Origin of the sequence: Gracilibacillus phocaeensis (assembly GCF_900626275.1) — a bacterium.
In the GTDB taxonomy this organism is placed as follows: Bacteria; Bacillota; Bacilli; order Bacillales; family Amphibacillaceae; genus Gracilibacillus; species Gracilibacillus timonensis.
The window spans coordinates 156396-173133 of the sequence record NZ_LR131143.1 but is presented as its reverse complement, the minus strand read 5'-3'; the positions used below and the strand labels follow the sequence as shown (position 1 = coordinate 173133).

Sequence of the window (16738 nt, the reverse complement as noted above, 5' to 3'; positions counted from 1 at the left end):
AAAACAAAGCCCCCGAACGCCTCATCTGTTCGGGGGCTTTGGATATAAGGATTTGTAATTCTAATTTCTTAAAACATCATATAAGAAACGATAAAATAAATAATGATCGTCATTAGAGATGGAAAGGTATAAACAACCAACCTTTTAACGGAAGGACGGAGTAATGTGTATACCGTCAAGGCAATCATGATCATTCCTAACAATGCTGTCATGATGCTGGAAGGACTCACCATATTCAAGATAGCCCCTTTTCGATAGAAGACGTCTGTCACAACAAGTAGCTGTAAATTAAACAGATTACTGCCTAAAATAGCACCTACAGCAACAGAATATTTCGCCATTTGAAAGGCGGCCAGTACGGTAACAAGCTCCGGTAAGGACGTGGTGGCTGCAATCAGAAAGCTTCCGACAAAACTGGAATTCATTCCCGTCTGTTGTGCAATCTCATCCCCGGATATGGTTAATATACTCCCTGCTAGAAAGACAGTCAGTGCTGCCAAAATAAAGCGAATGATTCCCTGTTTTAATGTAAATGAAGAGGTGACCTCAATGTCTTCTTCGACATTATCCAATTTTCGCATGACAATAAGATAGATAAACACTAACAAATACATTTCTATACCAATATGAAGAAAACTAGGAGAGCTGTCCCAAAACATAGAAACTAATAATATGGCTGTCATGACAAACCCGGTAATTGCGATGGGGAGATGTGGCTGCAGATCCAAGTTATTGAAGACGCGTCTTCGTCGATAAATCAAATCGAACGCCATGAGAATCAGAATATTAAATACATTGCTTCCCAGCATATTTCCTACTGCAATATCTGCATTATCAATATAAACGGCCGTTAGACTGGTTGTCAACTCCGGAAGACTGGTAGCTCCGCCTATTAGCAACGTTCCTATTACAGCTCCGCTTAATGAACTCTTTTGATTAATCACATCTCCATATTTGTTTAACTGGATAGCTGCGAGTACAACGATCAAGGCAGCAATGATAAAGATAATAAATGTCATGGTTGTCCCCCTATTTTTTCTATCACTCTATATCATTAAATAAAATAGATAGAAAGTCAATCAAATAAATGTTTAAAAACGTATGTTCTTTTTGCTGGATTGATGTTATGCTAAGAAAGCGAATCTCATAATAAAGGAGTCAACAAACGATGACAGGAAAAACACATATCATGGCAGGCATTGCCGCTTCAACCGCAGTTGCTGCCATCAATAATGATTATGAAGCGTCATGGTTGATTGCAGCAGGTGCATTGGGAGGAATTATACCGGATATCTGTCATGGCGGGAGCAAGATTGGCCGGAGGTTTCCTGTGCTTTCTAAAGTGGTAAATACGGTATTTGGCCATCGAACATTTACCCATAGTCTGTTGTTTCTAGCGCTGATGGCTTTCATTTTAACCAGATTCGTGGATAATAGCTCGATCATAACCGGCATATTAATTGGTATGGGAACACATTTGGTCTTGGATGCCTCGACGAAAAATGGGATTAAACTGTTGTACCCAGCCTCTATCACCATTCGACTGCCAATCACAACGAAGACAGGAGGAACTGTAGAAAATATCGTTTTACTTGTTTTAACAGTGGTTACGATTTATTATGCCAATCATCTATTAAACTTTTTCTAAATCGATATTTTTCGGGCAACGGCTTCCAATATATAGACAACCGGCACTTGTGTGGTAATATTGGCGAACTGAAACCATTCTTCGGTTACATAATATGCTAGATTCACATCAGACAGCTTGGCAATGGTGGATAATTTATTGTTGGTAATGCTAATAATATAGCTGCCATCCTGTTTTAATTGATGAACTTGAGTAATGGTAAAAGGAGTTTCCCCTGATACCGATAAAATGATGGCAACGCTGTTGTTGCGGAATTTCGCATGAATAGGGTAGTGTGGGTCTTTTACATACATCGAAAATTTCCCAATACTAGAGAAGTATCGAGCCCCGTATTCTGCCAAAATTCCTGAACTACCCATCCCGGCGAACAGAACATTCTCTGCTTCACTGATGAGATCAGCTGCTTCATTCATACGTTCTTCTAAGTCTCCGGTAAGGGTGCGCTCAAAGAATTCGGTAATCGAATGCTGCGGGCTTTTGATGATGGTTTTGGCTGGTTTGTCCAAGCTCATTTTTAATTTTACTTTAAACTCCGAGAATCCTTCACAGTCAATTTTTCGACAAAAGCGCAAGATGGTTGCCGTAGAAACATGGGTGGCATCGGCCAATTCTCTAATGCGCATATAGGCGACTTTCTCCCTATTGTGTGATATGTAATTGTATACAGCCAATTCCAGTTCGTTAAAAGAGGCGATCATTTCATGTGTAAATAACATACTCCTCTTCCTTTCAATCGGTATCTTTCACCATTATAGCACATAAAAGTAACAGGGTGTAACAAAGTAGAAACAAATAACCAAACGTGTTATAAGCAACAAAAAATGCCGAGTATATTTACTTTGAAAAGGGTAAAAATTTATAATTGATAGTAATAAAAGACACAGGAGGTTATCGCATGACAGCAAAATCCTATTCTTTCCCAGAAGGTTTTCTATGGGGAGGCGCAACTGCAGCTAATCAAATCGAAGGTGGATTTCATGAAGGCAATAAAGGCTTGAATATTGCTGATGTGTTACCAGGTGGCAAAGGTCGTTTGGATATTTTAAAAGAGCCCGGCTTTAACTTTGAAATTGATCAGGACAAGTATTCCTATCCTAATCATGAGGCGATTGATTTCTATCATCGCTATAAAGAGGATATCGCCTTGTTTGCGGAAATGGGTTTCAAAGTATTCCGTCTTTCTATTGCTTGGACCAGAATCTTTCCAAATGGGGACGAGACAGAGGCGAATGAAGAAGGTTTGGCCTTTTATGATCGCGTGTTGGACGAATTACTTAAGCATAACATTGAACCAGTTGTCACCATTTCTCACTATGAAATGCCTGTCAACCTTGTTAAGCATTATGGCGGTTGGAGAAGTCGCGAGGTTGTTAGCTTCTTTGAACGTTACGCCAAAACCATTTTGACACGCTATCAGGATAAAGTGAAATACTGGATGACTTTTAATGAGATCAACAGTGGCTTAGTGATGCCGATAATGGGTCTTGGTTTCTCTATTCAAACAGAAGAAGACAAATACCAACCTACATTCCAAGCATATCACCATCAATTTGTAGCGAGCAGTTTGGCAGTCAAGGCATGTCATGAGATTATTCCTGAGGCACAAATTGGTTGTATGATTATTTATACTCCCGTTTATGCATATGATTCCAATCCTCAGAACGTAATGCATGCCTTGCAGGAGGAGCGTTTGTTCAATAACTTCTGCGCCGATGTACAAGTGCGCGGGGAATATCCTGCCTTTATCAAACGCTATTTTAAAAAGTATGATATTGAGTTGGATATACATGATGGGGATTTGGAGCTAATTAAAGAACATACGGTAGATTATATCGCCTTTAGTTATTATATGAGTCGGACGGAAAAGGTAGAAAAAACACCGGAAGAACAAACACAAGGTAATATCATGGCCGGCGTCAACAATCCTTTCTTAGAAGCTAGTGATTGGGGTTGGGAAATTGATCCAATTGGTTTGCGTGTATCCTTAAATGAATTATATGATCGTTACCGCAAACCACTTTTCATAGTGGAAAACGGGCTTGGTGCGAAGGATAAGGTAGAAGCAGATGGTTCGGTGAATGACGATTATCGCATCGAATATCTCCGAGACCATATCGCAGCCATGGGTGAAGCGATAGAAGATGGTGTAGAGCTAATGGGTTATACACCTTGGGGCTGTATCGACTTGGTAAGTGCTTCAACCGGTGAAATGTCGAAGCGTTATGGCTTTATCTATGTGGATAAAGACGATGAAGGCAATGGCACCTTAGCAAGAAGCAGGAAGAAATCCTTCTATTGGTATCAGCGTGTGATGGAAACGAATGGCAAGGAGTTATAAAAAAAGTGGTATTGTCAGAGCTGCTGCAACGTGGATGTTGCAGCAGCTTTTCTATTGTATGTCGGGAATGATCTGATAGGGGCAAACGCGTTCCTGAGTGAATTAAGAACGAATCTAACAGACAAAAAACGGTCGAATCGCAAAGTTTTGTCCATAAGAATGAATGAATCTCGCGGACTGAAAGCGAGCAAACCGTGATCTACAGTCCGTAAGAACGAATCTCGCGGACTGAAAACGAGCAAACCGTGATCTACAGTCCGTAAGAATGAATCTTGCGGACTGAAAACGAGCAAATCGTGATCTACAGTCCGTAAGAATGAATCTCGCGGACTGAAAACGAGCAAATCGTGATCTACAGTCCGTAAGAATGAGCACATGGATTGTGTAATCAAGAAAAAAAGCTCCCATACGTTCCATACGAACAAGCTGTTCCTTCTCGCCTACAGTGTAGCACTATATGTCAGCGCAGACCAACCATGTAGACTCTCCAAAGGTTCGCAGACTAAGACCGCAACGTCCTGTTGCAAGTCTGCACTAGTACGTCCTATACGTCGAAAAGCGTAATGGTTGGCCGAAGTGCAGTTACGCGCAAGCAAGAGCTCAACGTAATGACAAAGAACGAAGGATTACTTAACCAAAAAGCAAGTACTATCATGATGAACCTGTTTATCCTAGAATGGCAAGATATTCACGTCTATTCTTAAGTGCGGAAGTTGAGTAAAAAAGTAAAAGATAATATCACTAAAAAAGGTATCGTCGCCTTTAATAGCCTTGCTTTTTCATTGCCCTCGGTAACCTGTATCCGATAAAATAAATAGCAGTAAGACAATTTTGGGGGAAGGGTGTCTCATATGTCCAAGCGTGAAGTTAGTGAAATACCAATAGAAGGAGCGATTAATTTTCGTGATTTAGGAGGTTATCCGACGGTAGATGGTCGCCAAGTGAAAAAAGGGTTGCTTTTCCGATCAGGCGATCTATCACAGCTCACAGAAAAAGGGAAGCAGCAATTGTTTGATCTGGGTGTACGCTGCATTTGTGACTTTCGAGGAGAAACAGAACAGCAGAATCATCCAGATCCAACCATAAAAAATGCCCAACATGTGGCCTTATCCTTGATTCGGGAAGAGCAAGTGGTGGACCCACGCCAGCAGCAAAAGCATGTGGATGAACTGGCAGAGAAGTCAACACCTGAAGAGTTATTAAAGGGAGTTAATCGAATGATGGTCGATCAAGAACCGCTTCTTCGTCAGTTTCTAGATTTAGTCATCGACACAGAACAGGCACCACTAGTGCTGCATTGTACAGCTGGCAAGGATCGAACCGGGATTGGGAGTGCACTAATTCTGTTGAGTCTAGGAGTTTCAAAAGAGATAGTGATGGAAGACTACTTAAAAACGAATCAATATGCAGATCAATTAATGCTATTAAGTCCCCACCCTGCCATGGATAAAGGAATGGAAGACTTCTTGCAGGGAATGATGGAAGCACGGACAGAGTATCTGGATGCATTCTTGGACGGAATAGATCAGAAATATGGTTCATTTGATATCTTTTTAAAGGCAGGTTTAGGTATTACAGCAGAACAAAGAGAAGCAATGCAAGATTTCTATCTTGTCTAAAAAATGATTGGATCCTCTGTAATGGTAGACGAAACTGGAAAAGGGGGAAACTTGTTTGATTGAGATTATATACCTTATCATCCTCATTGCTTTTGTAGTGTTAATGATAGTAGGAATGATAAGGCTTGTTAAATTTTCCAAACGTCGTACACAAGAACTGCGACAATTACAAGAGCGGTTAGAGGAAGTCAAGCGCAAACAATCTTATTATCATAAACAAAACCGTTGATAACGAGATCAACGGTTTTGTCATGTTTCCTTATTTACCAATAAATTGTTGTGTCCATACATTGCCATTCTCTACATAACCAACACCGATGTGAGTAAAGTCGCCATTAAGAATATTGGCCCGGTGACCTTCACTATTCATCCATGCATTAACCACTTCTTCTGGAGAACGTTGTCCTTTGGCAATATTTTCTCCGGCAGTTTGATAATCAATACCAAATTGCTTCATCATATCAAACGGAGAACCATAAGTTGGACTGTTGTGGCTGAAGTAGCCATTATTCGCCATATCTTCTGATTTTGCTTTGGCTACCTTACTAAGCTCTGTATCTACTTCCAATGGAGCCAATCCTTGATTTTCACGTTCTTGATTCGTTAAATCAACCACTTCTTGTTCAAATTGGCTTAACTCATCAGAAGCTTGCTGACTTTCTTGTTCAGGCTGTTCAGTAGCCTCTTGACTTTCTTGTTCAGGCTGTTCAGCGGTCTCTTGACTTTCTTGTTCAGGAGCTTCTGTTGTTGTTTCTTCCGCTTGTGGTTGTTCAGCAGTTGGCTGCTCAGGCGCAGGTTGTTCTTGCGCTTGTTCTTCAGCCGGTTGTTCCGTTGTTTCTTCTGCTGGCTGCTCCTCGTTCTTTGTTTCCTCTGGCGCTGCCTGTTCTTTTTGTGGGAGTTGAACCGCACATTTATCTAAGAACTTCTGAATATCAGATTCAGAGAGTTGTTGTATCGACATAAACGAATGAACGTTATGTGTTTGATGTTGCTGAGCAGAGACTGTATCAGTGGAGAATCCTGCTGCAATTGTTAATGCACCTGTAAGGGCAATTCCTGTTATAACTTTCTTTATCATGTTTAAACACACTCCTTTGTTTTTGTTTCGTCATTATCATAGCATGGATTTTTTGTAATAATAGTGGATATATTTTCATAAAAATAACCCTATCTCTATTTGCCTGGTTTTAAAGGAATAATAGAAAGCTAGATTTCCATATCATGGTCTCATTAGCAAAAACAATAGAAAAAATTCCTATTGACAGGTTATCAATAGGGAGTTTAATGTAACAATTTGTAACAAAATAGTGTCGAATGTAACGAAAAATGAAATAATGGTTCCTGCGTCAATTGATAAGGATTAATGATAGGTTTTTTGGTTACAATCCTTTATAATGGATGCAGGTAAAATGTATGGCACAAGTTTTGTAAAGTGAAGGTAGGAATCGATCATGTCGGAGGAAAATATCACAAGGATCACATTAGATAATAAAGAATATATATTAATCGGTACGGCGCATGTATCGAAGCAAAGTGCAGAACAGGTAAAAGAAGTAATTGAGCAGGAACAACCAGATTCGGTTTGTGTAGAGCTGGATAAGCAGCGTTATGAGTCAGTGATGAATGATAATGGCTGGCGCGATATGGATATTTTTCAAGTCATTAAGCAAAAAAAGGCGACGCTCTTATTAATGAATCTTGCTATTTCTTCCTTTCAGAAACGGATGGCCAAGCAATTCGGTATTAAATCTGGTCAGGAGATGATTCAAGGGATTGAATCGGCAGAGGAAACGGGAGCGGAACTAGTGCTGGCGGATCGCAATATCCAGATTACTTTTTCCCGGATTTGGGGAAGCATGGGGCTCAAAGGGAAAATGATGCTCTTGTCGCAAGTATTAGCTGGGGTTTTCTCACAAGAAACCATTTCTGAAGAAGATTTAGAGAAAATGAAATCCAAGGATGCGATTGATAGTGTTTTAAACGAGTTTTCGGAAAGTTTCCCCGCATTAAAGCGGCCGTTAATCGATGAGCGTGATCAGTACTTGGCACAAAAAATCAAGCATGCCCCTGGCGAGAAGGTGGTCGCCGTCTTAGGAGCGGCGCATGTCCCTGGAATTACAAAAGAAATCAATAAGGAGCAGGATTTAAAAAAATTGACAGCAAGACCGCCAAAATCAAAACTGCCTAAAATCATAGGCTGGTCGATCCCGCTTCTCGTCATTGCCTTAATCGTATATACCTTTATAACGAATCCAGATGCGGGCTGGCAGCAGTTGTTGAGCTGGTTAATCTGGAACGGAAGTTTATCAGCTATTGGTGCGATCATAGCATTAGGCCATCCTGTCGCCGTCCTTACGGCACTACTTGCTGCACCGATTACGTCCTTAAATCCATTGATGGCGGCCGGTTGGTTTGCTGGTTTTGTGCAGGCTTTGGTCAGAAAACCACACGTTGCTGACTTTGAATCGTTGTCGGATGATGTTCATACCGTGAAGGGGTTCTGGCACAACAAGGTAACCAGAATTTTACTTGTTATTGTATTCGCGAATATCGGAAGTGCGCTGGGAACCTTTATTGCAGGTACCGATATTATTCGTGTGTTTATTCAACATTTATAAAATAAAAATCGGACTTTTTAGTAAGAAAGTCCGATTTTTTAGATAAAACTAGAACATTAGTTCGTTATTTGTTATAATGTAGACAACCCTCTCGTGAGGAAGGGGGTGAGGATATGGAAGTGGTTGTAACCAATGTGGCGTTAGCAGTTGGGTTAGCTGTAGCATGTATTAACTTGATTACTGCTGTTATCAGCTATCGCAAACAGAAAAAAAGGGATCGCCGCTCTGCCAAGCGACGATCTGAGTAAAGCCACATGAGTGTGGGGGGTTAACCTCACACTCACTCCATATTCTCCTTTTATTATACTAGAAGTATGCCTGTTTTGTAAATAAAATCTGTTTGTTTAATAGATAGCGTCGACCGCTTGACCAATTGTTGGATATTGGAAGGTATATCCTGCTTGCTGTAAGCGTTCCGGTAATACCCAACGACTTTTTAGGATCAGTTCCGTTTCTGTCTGCAGGAAGACAGCTCCTAACTCTAACAATGGAGCCGGTGCAGACAAGCCTAATGGACGGTGCAACTTGCTGCGTAAGGTTTGCATCAGCCGGTAATTGGGGACAGGGTGAGGGGAGGAACAGTTAAACACCCCTTCTAATTCCTCGTGTTCTTGCAAAAACAAGATAATCTGGAAAAGATCCTCGATATGAATCCAGCTAAACATCTGCTTCCCATCACCTTGTGAGCCGCCTAAGCCAAACATTACCAGATTTTTGTATGGAGTAGCTACTCCGCCATTTGGTCCTAATACGATGGCGGTTCGCAATGCTACTTGTCTGGTTTGCTTTAATGAAAAACGGAAAAAGCTTTTTTCCCATTTGGTAGCAACATCGACGGAAAAGCCTGTCCCTATTTCACCATCTGCTTCCGTCATGGGGCGATCTTCTGCATGGCGATAAATGGTGGCCGTGCTTGCATTGATCCATAAGGGAGGTGGAGAGTCACATGCCTGAATCGCATCACCTAACAATTTGGTTGTTCCTAGTCGTGATTGAATGATTTCCTGTTTATTCTCTTCATTATAACGGCAGTTCACCGTTTTTCCAGCTAGGTTGATTACCATCTCAGCGTTTTCCAGTGCTTGCACCATGCCAGCATGATCATTCCATTTGATCGCAGGTGCCCGACGCGCGATGATTTCAACTTGGTAACCTCTCTTCTCCAATTGTTGCTGCACATATTTTCCGATAAAGCCAGTCCCGCCAGCTAGTACTACTTTTTTCACGATACCTCCCCTTTCTGAGAAAACATGCCCCAAGCATAACAAAGTATTGATATTTGTAAAAGTTTTTCTGACAAGTGTTCTCTCTTTTGTTATAATACGATGTAAACAGAATCCGATAGAAAAGAGGGATCATACGTGACAAAGGCATTATTAAATATTGATTATACCGTTGATTTTGTTGCGGACGATGGTGCGTTAACTTGTGGCAAACCGGGGCAAGCTTTAGAGGATACGATTGTGGCGATTACGGATCAATTTGTGAAAGAGGGAGCATATACGGTCTTTGCTGTCGATGTCCATGAAAAAAACGATCCGAACCACCCAGAGTCTAAGTTGTTTCCATCGCATAATATACGTGGAACAGAGGGGAGACAGTTATTCGGTCGTTTACATGATCGCTTTCAGAGGTATCAGACAAAGGAAAATGTTTATTATATGGATAAAACAAGGTATTCGGTCTTTGCAGGTACGGACTTGGAATTAAAATTAAGAGAACGACAGATAGAGGAAGTGCATTTAGTGGGAGTTTGTACAGATATTTGTATTTTGCACACAGCCGTTGATGCTTATAATAAAGGATTTCGAATCGTTATTTATCAGGATGCCGTTGCTTCGTTTAATCAGGCGGGACATGAATGGGCGTTGGGTCATTTTGAACAAACGTTGGGGGCAGCTGTCCGAGAATTTGGAGGAGACCAACCATGACATATGAAGACGATAGCTTAATGCTGCATACCGATTTATATCAAGTCAATATGGCGGAAACCTATTGGCGAGATGGAAAGGCGGATAAAAAAGCGATTTTTGAGCTGTATTTTCGGAAGCTGCCTTTTGATAATGGTTATGCCGTATTTGCTGGATTGGAACGGGTACTGAATTTTATAGAGAACTTTGGCTTTACGGAGAGTGATCTGGCCTATCTCAAGGAGGTTGGCGGTTATCAGGAAGATTTTCTTGATTATTTACGCTATTTGCGTTTTACCGGTTCAATCCGTTCAATGAAAGAGGGAGAAGTGGTATTTGCCAATGAGCCACTTATGCGAATTGAGGCACCCTTGGCAGAGGCGCAGCTGATTGAAACCCCGTTACTTAATATTGTGAACTACCAAACATTAATTGCGACCAAGGCGGCCAGGATTAAATATGTGGTTGGTGCGAGCACGGTGATGGAGTTTGGTACAAGACGCGCTCATGAAATGGATGCAGCCATCTGGGGGACGAGAGCCGCTTATATTGGTGGGTTCTCTGCAACCAGTAATGTCCGGGCAGGCAAGATCTTTGGTATTCCTATTGCAGGTACCCATGCCCATGCCATGGTGCAAGCTTATCAGGATGATTATGTTGCCTTTAAAAAATACGCCAGCACCCACCGCAATTGTGTTTTTTTGGTGGATACCTATGATACATTGCGTTCTGGTGTTCCTAATGCGATTCGCGTGGCCAAGGAGTTTGGTGATCGGATTCATTTTGAAGGGATTCGTCTCGATAGTGGAGATATGGCCTATCTTTCGAAAAAAGCTCGTAAAATGCTTGATGATGCCGGTTTTCCTGAGGCGAAGATTATTGCTTCGAATGATCTGGATGAATATACAATTCTCAATCTACAAGCTCAGGGTGCTGAGATTGATACGTATGGTATCGGGACGAAATTAATTACCGCCTTTGATCAAGCGGCTCTTGGTGGGGTGTATAAGTTAGTGGCTATCGAGGAGGATGGTGCGATGCAAGATACGATTAAGATCTCGGCTAATCCAGAGAAGGTAACGACACCAGGGGTCAAGAAGGTTTATCGTATTCTTAATAATGAAGATGGCAGATCAGAAGGGGACTATATTGCCTTAGCTTCGGAAAATCCCCAAGCGGAAGTACCGTTAAAAATGTTCCATCCGATCCACACGTATATAAGCAAATTTGTCAGTGATTTTACGGCAGTTGATCTGCATCAAGATGTAGTAGTTGATGGAGTAATTCATTACCAGCACCCTTCATTAAAAGAGATTCAGCAGTATGCCATGGGTAATATGGCGTTGCTCTGGGAAGAATATAAACGTACGATGAATCCGGCAGAATATCCGGTCGATCTTAGTGAAGCGTGCTGGGAAAATAAAATGAGTCTGATTAGAGATGTCAAACAACGAATGAAAGATAATATGAAATCATAGAAAGGGGTAGTCTCATGCGAGCATTACAAAAAGAGATTATCGAAGCATTAAATGTACAACCGAATATTGGACCACAGGAAGCCTTTCGCCGCAGTGTGGATTTTGTAAAGGAATATTTTATGAAATATTCCTTCCTGAAGAGTGCGGTGTTAGGTATATCTGGCGGGCAAGATTCGACATTAGCAGGTTATGTTTGTCAAACGGCGGTAAACGAGCTGAATGACGAAGCACAAGAAGAAACCTATACATTTATCGCAGTTCGGCTGCCATATGGGGAGCAGGCGGATGAATCAGATTGTATTGATGCTTTGGCATTTATCCAGCCAAGCCGCATCGTTCGTGTGAATATTAAGGAGGCCGTCGATGCGAGTGAGCGTGCTGTAAAAGCAGAGTTTGGCAGTATTAGTGAATTCGTCAAGGGCAATACCAAAGCACGTGAACGAATGAAGGTACAGTATGATATTGCGGCGGCAAGCAGTGGTATCGTCATTGGCACCGATCATGCAGCAGAAGCAGTGACTGGTTTTTATACGAAATATGGCGATGGTGCAGCGGATATTTTACCTTTGTCCGGGTTAACGAAGCGACAGGGTAGAGCCGTTCTACAAATGTTAGACTGCCCGGCACATTTATATAATAAGGTACCAACCGCTGACTTAGAGAGTGATCGCCCGCAGCTTCCTGATGAAGAGGCGCTTGGTGTGACCTATGATGCGATTGATGATTACTTGGAAGGAAAAGAAGTGCCGGATCAGGACGCCACCACGATTGAAGGCTGGTACGTAAAAACCCGTCACAAACGTGAATTGCCAGCAACCGTTTTTGATAGTTGGTGGAGGTAACACATCTCGATCCATAAGCAATGTTAGAAAAAACTTACAAACGACCCTTGCCATTGTCTATTGTTCATTTCAGATGATAGAAAAAGGTCTTTATAAAGGATATAATCATGGAAATGAAAGGCTAGAAGAAATATTGAAATCATGCTTTGTCTTTAAAACCACGGATAGGATGGAATAAATATATAAAACATTCCCCCTGAGCTTCTAACGGAGCAGGGGGAGCATTGATTGGCTTACATTTAATCGAAACGCTTGTGAAAGCAGCAAAGAATCTAAGCAAATGGAGTACGCTTAAAAATATTCATTTGCACAAAAAAATCCAATAAAATGAGTTCATTACTTCTCACTTTACTGGCTCTGCGTCTTAGCGTCTGGCTCTTCCATTAGTATTACTTTTGATTTTTTAACTCTAATTAAAGTTTCTTGCTTACATTTAGGACAAAAGAGTGGAAAGTTTTCCAAAATGGTATCGTGCCTAATTTTATTTCGAGTTTTATGGTTGCATACAGGACATAGTAGCCACTTCATAATGTGCCCTCCTTTTAAAACTTTTCAACACATGTTTACCTAATCCCCATCTTATTTCATTCGACTTGGTTTGTTATATATTCCTTAATTTTAAAGTTTGAACCGTCAAACATAAAAGTAGTACAAATGACAAGTGAAATTATATATGATTGTAATCACAAGAATGAATCGATCCATTTTCTCTAATCGGTTTTCAATTTCCATAATAGTGAAGATTATATACCCTACAAAAAAAGGCTGCTATCTTATTGTGTGATAGCAGCCTGAACTTTCTATTTATTTATTGCCAAAAAAGGCCTCTGCCTTATCCAAGTATGGTTCCTGTTCAGGGGTGAGCTCATACTCTTCGACAATGGCATCCACTGGACAAACAGCTACGCATGCCCCACAGTCGATACAAATATCTGGGTCGATATAAAAATGATCGCTACCCTCTTCGATACAATCGACTGGACAAACCGTTGTACATTCCCCTGATTTCTCTGTCTCACACGGGGAAGTGATTACAAACGCCATTACCTATACCTCCTTTTCCTGCTCTATATCATGATGTTAAACGCTCGTCCATTTCCTTGATAAAAGGAAATGACGGCCATTAATGTCACTAACCATCCTCGAGAAGCCTTACTCGATCTTCATCAGAGGAGGCTTGTCTAGTGTACTACTATTACAAGTACAAGAAAAGAAGTGGAAAGGATTAGCCATTTCCACTTTTTTTCTTAGTTCTATTATACAGCGGCTGCGTATTTCTCTGCAACCACTTCCCAATTAATAATGTCATAGAAATTGGCGATGTAGTCTGGTCGGCGATTTTGATAGTTTAAGTAATAAGCGTGCTCCCAGACATCAATACCAAGAATTGCTGTTTTTCCTTCTGAAATAGGATTATCCTGATTCGGTGTGCTGGTTACTTCCAACTTGCCGTCGCTATTAACGACAAGCCATGCCCAACCAGAACCGAAACGAGTGGTGGCTGCATTGGTGAAGGCTTCTTTAAATTGTTCAAAGCTTCCAAATGTCTCTTCGATAGCTTGTGCCAGTTTTCCTTCAGGTTTCGTCGCGTTGGATCCGGGGGCAATCACTTCCCAAAATAACGTATGGTTGAAGTGACCTCCACCATTATTTCGAACCGCCGTACGGATCGAAGTTGGTACACTGTCTAAATCGGCTAAGATTGCAGTTAAACCTTTATTCGCAATCTCATCATGCCCTTCTAATGCTGCATTTAGTTTATCCACGTAGGTTTGGTGGTGTTTACCATGGTGGATCTCCATTGTTTTTTGATCAATCTGTGGCTCCAATGCGTCTGTTGCATAGGATAAAGCAGGTAAAGTAAAGTTTGCCATTATGTAACGCCTCCATTTTTATATATTTTAGTATAAAAAGTATAATTATATGTTATACTATATATTAGAATTTTTCAAGCATTTTGTTTAAAATAATACTAACGAGTTAGATTATAGAGGAGGAAAGGAATATGCCTCACACTACGAAAGATAAGATTCTGGAACTGTTAAAAAAAGAAATCTCGCTTACGGTTAATGAATTGATCGAACAATTGCAGATCACCCATATGGCGGTGCGAAAACATTTAGCTACTTTAGAAAAGGACGACTTAGTGAGCGCCGAGTATGAGAAGACAAGTGTTGGTCGGCCTCGCCAGAAATATAGTTTGACCGCAAAAGGGGACAGGTTGTTTCCTAATAACTATGAATCCATTAGCCTTGAATTTTTAAAAGATACGGAAGAACTATATGGCTCCAAAGCGATTAAGCAGCTATTTCATAAAAGGGAGGAGCGACAAGTCCATCAATATAAGGAACTGGTTTCCTCTCGATTGCCAGCAGAACGAGTTCAACAGATGGTGGATATCCAAAATCAAAAAGGATATATGGCCGAATGGTTGGAACATACGGATCAACAATATGAGATTATCGAATACAATTGCCCCATCTTTGCGGTGGCTTCTGAATTTCATACCGCTTGTCAATGTGAGACCAGTATGTTTCAACAGGTGCTGGAAACGGAGCAAATTGAAAGGGTGCAATGTAAAACGGCGGGGAATAATCATTGTCGTTTTCTGATTGATTTTTAACGATAAGCAGCTATTTGAGATAGCAGCTTTATTTGTAGTCCCCTTGGCACAATCAGGATGTGGAAGGGATTTGACCATGAACGAATCTAACAGACAAAAACTGCCGAATCACGAAATGTTGTCCGTAAGAACGAATCTAACGGACAAAAAACTGCCGAATGGATTAAGCCCATATAATTGTGTAAAAAGGAAAAGGCCTCGTTCATTTCCTGTTATAATGTTTTTATCCCACTAAAAACTTATAAAGGAGAAATGAACGATGACCCATATCCATTTTAAACTGAATGTTGAAGAATTAAAAGAAAAAGTATTAGGATCGGATTTAGAAGATGTGATGAAATCAGCGTTAGTGGTTGTGCTGAATTCGTTCATGGAGAAAGAACGGGATGACTACCTAGGGGCAGCATCTTACGAAAGAACCGAAGGGCGTAAGGACTATCGCAACGGTTACTATGAGCGCGATTATAAAGTACCTGTGGGAACCTTAAAATTACATGTTCCCCGAACGAGGAAAGGGGAATTTTCCCCATCCTTGTTTGAAAAATATACACGCTCCGATCAATCCTTGGTCTTATCGATGCTGGAAATGGTGGTGAACGGGGTATCTACTCGAAAGGTCACCAATATCATGGAAGCGCTCTGTGGAGAAGGGGTGTCTAAATCCATGGTATCGAATATCACCAAGAAATTGGATCCCCTGGTCATGGAATGGGCCAATCGCCCGTTGAATGTGAAGTATTATCCCTATATCTATACCGATGCCATGTATATCAAGGTAAGAGAGCATCATAAAGTGGTCTCTAAAGCGGTGTATATTGCGGTAGGGGTCAACGAAGAAAAGAAACGGGAAATCATCGGGATGACAGTTCAGCATGCCGAGTCGAAGGAAAGCTGGAGCCGTTTCTTGGAAAGTTTACAATCGAGAGGTCTCCAGTCGCCCAAACTGGTTATTTCGGATGCCCATGAAGGGTTAAAGCAAGCCATTCAACAACGGTTCATTGGTACGAGTTGGCAGCGTTGCACGGTCCATTTCAAACGGAATCTGTTCGATACCTTGCCGAAAAAAGGGGGAGAGGAGGCCAAGAGATGGATCAAACGTGTATTTAACGCGAGCAGTGTAGAGGAAGCGCGAGCGTTAAAAGATCAGTTTTTGAAGGCGTATGAAGATCAGCCAAGATTTACGAAAGTAGGAGAATGGTTAGAAGAAGGATTTGATGATGCGGTTCAATTTATGAACGAACCCGTTGATTATCACGTGCAGTTACGGACCACCAACAATGTGGAAAGAATCAATGGAGAAGTCCGAAGAAGAGAACGAGTGATTCGCATATTTCCTAACACTCAATCTGCTTTTCGGTTAATTGGGGCCGTCCTCATGGATATCGAAGAACAATTAGACCGAGGCAATCGAATATACTTGAAAGGTACCTAAAAGCCCGCCAGCGTCGGCGCGAAAATGTGTGGAGGAAGGAGGGGGTACCCCCTCCTTCCTCCACACATTCACCCTACCCTAACCGGATAAAAACATGTAAATGTATTTTACACAATAATATGGACTTGACTGCCGAATGATGAAATATTGTCCGTAAGAACGAATCTAACGGACAAAAAACTGCCGAATGATGAAATTGTGTCCGTAAGAACGAATGCACATGCATCTGT

Annotated in this window: 18 protein-coding genes; 11 read left to right on the top strand and 7 right to left on the bottom strand. The window is 41.3% G+C overall.

The window, feature by feature from the left end; all coding sequences use genetic code 11:
* Window positions 1-68 precede the first annotated feature (68 nt).
* A complete protein-coding gene (locus E0E32_RS05360) occupies window positions 69-1019 on the bottom strand; it encodes a sodium:calcium antiporter (RefSeq protein ID WP_066187845.1) in 951 nt (316 codons plus the stop codon).
* A 149-nt stretch (window positions 1020-1168) separates the two neighbouring features.
* On the opposite strand from E0E32_RS05360, the gene E0E32_RS05355 reads away from it, so the two are divergent.
* On the top strand, window positions 1169-1648 hold the full coding sequence (locus E0E32_RS05355) for a metal-dependent hydrolase (protein WP_066187844.1): 480 nt from the start codon (window positions 1169-1171) through the stop codon (window positions 1646-1648).
* Here E0E32_RS05355 and E0E32_RS05350 read toward each other — a convergent pair.
* Entirely contained in the window at window positions 1645-2364 is a 720-nt protein-coding gene (locus tag E0E32_RS05350) for a MurR/RpiR family transcriptional regulator (protein WP_130859214.1), read from the bottom strand. The genes E0E32_RS05355 and E0E32_RS05350 overlap by 4 nt on opposite strands.
* Before the next feature lie 179 nt (window positions 2365-2543).
* On the opposite strand from E0E32_RS05350, the gene E0E32_RS05345 reads away from it, so the two are divergent.
* The 3 genes from E0E32_RS05345 to E0E32_RS22080 all read left to right on the top strand — a co-directional run bounded on the left by E0E32_RS05345 (window position 2544) and on the right by E0E32_RS22080 (window position 5834).
* Window positions 2544-3986 (top strand): glycoside hydrolase family 1 protein, encoded by a 1443-nt coding sequence (locus tag E0E32_RS05345; protein WP_066187840.1) that lies wholly within the window; start codon window positions 2544-2546, stop codon window positions 3984-3986.
* Between the two features lie 851 nt (window positions 3987-4837).
* Entirely contained in the window at window positions 4838-5605 is a 768-nt protein-coding gene (locus tag E0E32_RS05340; protein WP_130859213.1) for a tyrosine-protein phosphatase, read from the top strand.
* A 55-nt stretch (window positions 5606-5660) separates the two neighbouring features.
* Window positions 5661-5834 (top strand): hypothetical protein, encoded by a 174-nt coding sequence (locus tag E0E32_RS22080; protein ID WP_161485672.1) that lies wholly within the window; start codon window positions 5661-5663, stop codon window positions 5832-5834.
* A gap of 30 nt (window positions 5835-5864) precedes the next feature.
* On the opposite strand, the gene E0E32_RS05335 is transcribed toward E0E32_RS22080, so the two are convergent.
* The gene (locus tag E0E32_RS05335; protein WP_130859212.1) at window positions 5865-6683 is read right to left on the bottom strand and encodes a CAP domain-containing protein; all 819 of its coding nucleotides are present in this window, start codon (window positions 6681-6683) and stop codon (window positions 5865-5867) included.
* Between the two features lie 373 nt (window positions 6684-7056).
* Between E0E32_RS05335 and E0E32_RS05330 the strand changes: the two genes are divergently transcribed.
* Together E0E32_RS05330 and E0E32_RS22585 are read left to right on the top strand one after the other, a co-directional pair.
* Window positions 7057-8223 carry a TraB/GumN family protein gene (locus tag E0E32_RS05330; RefSeq protein ID WP_130859211.1) on the top strand — a complete coding sequence of 389 codons (1167 nt, stop codon included), beginning with the start codon at window positions 7057-7059 and terminating at the stop codon, window positions 8221-8223.
* 113 nt (window positions 8224-8336) lie between these two features.
* Entirely contained in the window at window positions 8337-8471 is a 135-nt protein-coding gene (locus E0E32_RS22585; RefSeq protein WP_262361277.1) for a hypothetical protein, read from the top strand.
* A 96-nt stretch (window positions 8472-8567) separates the two neighbouring features.
* On the opposite strand, the gene E0E32_RS05325 is transcribed toward E0E32_RS22585, so the two are convergent.
* Window positions 8568-9452 carry a TIGR01777 family oxidoreductase gene (locus tag E0E32_RS05325; protein WP_130859498.1) on the bottom strand — a complete coding sequence of 295 codons (885 nt, stop codon included), beginning with the start codon at window positions 9450-9452 and terminating at the stop codon, window positions 8568-8570.
* A 132-nt stretch (window positions 9453-9584) separates the two neighbouring features.
* On the opposite strand from E0E32_RS05325, the gene E0E32_RS05320 reads away from it, so the two are divergent.
* Genes E0E32_RS05320 through nadE form a run of 3 tightly spaced genes read left to right on the top strand, consistent with a single transcriptional unit; the run spans window position 9585 to window position 12453 of the window.
* The gene (locus E0E32_RS05320; protein ID WP_130859210.1) at window positions 9585-10154 is read left to right on the top strand and encodes a cysteine hydrolase family protein; all 570 of its coding nucleotides are present in this window, start codon (window positions 9585-9587) and stop codon (window positions 10152-10154) included.
* A complete protein-coding gene (locus E0E32_RS05315) occupies window positions 10151-11611 on the top strand; it encodes a nicotinate phosphoribosyltransferase (protein ID WP_130859209.1) in 1461 nt (486 codons plus the stop codon). The genes E0E32_RS05320 and E0E32_RS05315 overlap by 4 nt, the downstream gene beginning before the upstream one ends.
* A 14-nt stretch (window positions 11612-11625) precedes the next feature.
* A complete protein-coding gene (gene nadE / locus E0E32_RS05310) occupies window positions 11626-12453 on the top strand; it encodes an NAD(+) synthase (RefSeq protein ID WP_130859208.1) in 828 nt (275 codons plus the stop codon).
* Window positions 12454-12801: 348 nt separating this feature from the next.
* On the opposite strand, the gene E0E32_RS05305 is transcribed toward nadE, so the two are convergent.
* The 3 genes from E0E32_RS05305 to E0E32_RS05295 form a co-directional block, all read right to left on the bottom strand.
* Window positions 12802-12981, bottom strand: coding sequence for a cysteine-rich KTR domain-containing protein (locus E0E32_RS05305; protein ID WP_130859207.1), 180 nt, complete (start codon window positions 12979-12981; stop codon window positions 12802-12804).
* 276 nt (window positions 12982-13257) lie between these two features.
* Window positions 13258-13497 carry a DUF362 domain-containing protein gene (locus E0E32_RS05300; protein ID WP_066187824.1) on the bottom strand — a complete coding sequence of 80 codons (240 nt, stop codon included), beginning with the start codon at window positions 13495-13497 and terminating at the stop codon, window positions 13258-13260.
* Window positions 13498-13709: 212 nt separating this feature from the next.
* On the bottom strand, window positions 13710-14327 hold the full coding sequence (locus tag E0E32_RS05295) for a superoxide dismutase (protein WP_130859206.1): 618 nt from the start codon (window positions 14325-14327) through the stop codon (window positions 13710-13712).
* Between the two features lie 131 nt (window positions 14328-14458).
* Between E0E32_RS05295 and E0E32_RS05290 the strand changes: the two genes are divergently transcribed.
* Together E0E32_RS05290 and E0E32_RS05285 are read left to right on the top strand one after the other, a co-directional pair.
* Window positions 14459-15076, top strand: a complete 618-nt coding sequence (locus E0E32_RS05290) for a helix-turn-helix transcriptional regulator (protein ID WP_066187820.1) — start codon at window positions 14459-14461, stop codon at window positions 15074-15076.
* A gap of 259 nt (window positions 15077-15335) precedes the next feature.
* Window positions 15336-16508, top strand: coding sequence for an IS256 family transposase (locus E0E32_RS05285; RefSeq protein ID WP_130859205.1), 1173 nt, complete (start codon window positions 15336-15338; stop codon window positions 16506-16508).
* Window positions 16509-16738 lie beyond the last annotated feature (230 nt).

What these genes read in the sequence shown, in the direction of transcription:
- E0E32_RS05355 (WP_066187844.1), top strand. Translation starts at nt 1,169, where the DNA reads ATGACAGGAAAAACACATATCATGGCAGGCATTGCCGCTTCAACCGCA.
- E0E32_RS05290 (WP_066187820.1), top strand. Translation starts at nt 14,459, where the DNA reads ATGCCTCACACTACGAAAGATAAGATTCTGGAACTGTTAAAAAAAGAA.
- E0E32_RS05305 (WP_130859207.1), bottom strand. Translation starts at nt 12,981, where the DNA reads ATGAAGTGGCTACTATGTCCTGTATGCAACCATAAAACTCGAAATAAA.
- E0E32_RS05285 (WP_130859205.1), top strand. Translation starts at nt 15,336, where the DNA reads ATGACCCATATCCATTTTAAACTGAATGTTGAAGAATTAAAAGAAAAA.
- E0E32_RS22585 (WP_262361277.1), top strand. Translation starts at nt 8,337, where the DNA reads ATGGAAGTGGTTGTAACCAATGTGGCGTTAGCAGTTGGGTTAGCTGTA.
- E0E32_RS05340 (WP_130859213.1), top strand. Translation starts at nt 4,838, where the DNA reads ATGTCCAAGCGTGAAGTTAGTGAAATACCAATAGAAGGAGCGATTAAT.
- E0E32_RS05315 (WP_130859209.1), top strand. Translation starts at nt 10,151, where the DNA reads ATGACATATGAAGACGATAGCTTAATGCTGCATACCGATTTATATCAA.
- nadE (WP_130859208.1), top strand. Translation starts at nt 11,626, where the DNA reads ATGCGAGCATTACAAAAAGAGATTATCGAAGCATTAAATGTACAACCG.
- E0E32_RS05335 (WP_130859212.1), bottom strand. Translation starts at nt 6,683, where the DNA reads ATGATAAAGAAAGTTATAACAGGAATTGCCCTTACAGGTGCATTAACA.
- E0E32_RS05330 (WP_130859211.1), top strand. Translation starts at nt 7,057, where the DNA reads ATGTCGGAGGAAAATATCACAAGGATCACATTAGATAATAAAGAATAT.
- E0E32_RS05350 (WP_130859214.1), bottom strand. Translation starts at nt 2,364, where the DNA reads ATGTTATTTACACATGAAATGATCGCCTCTTTTAACGAACTGGAATTG.
- E0E32_RS05300 (WP_066187824.1), bottom strand. Translation starts at nt 13,497, where the DNA reads ATGGCGTTTGTAATCACTTCCCCGTGTGAGACAGAGAAATCAGGGGAA.
- E0E32_RS05360 (WP_066187845.1), bottom strand. Translation starts at nt 1,019, where the DNA reads ATGACATTTATTATCTTTATCATTGCTGCCTTGATCGTTGTACTCGCA.
- E0E32_RS05295 (WP_130859206.1), bottom strand. Translation starts at nt 14,327, where the DNA reads ATGGCAAACTTTACTTTACCTGCTTTATCCTATGCAACAGACGCATTG.
- E0E32_RS05345 (WP_066187840.1), top strand. Translation starts at nt 2,544, where the DNA reads ATGACAGCAAAATCCTATTCTTTCCCAGAAGGTTTTCTATGGGGAGGC.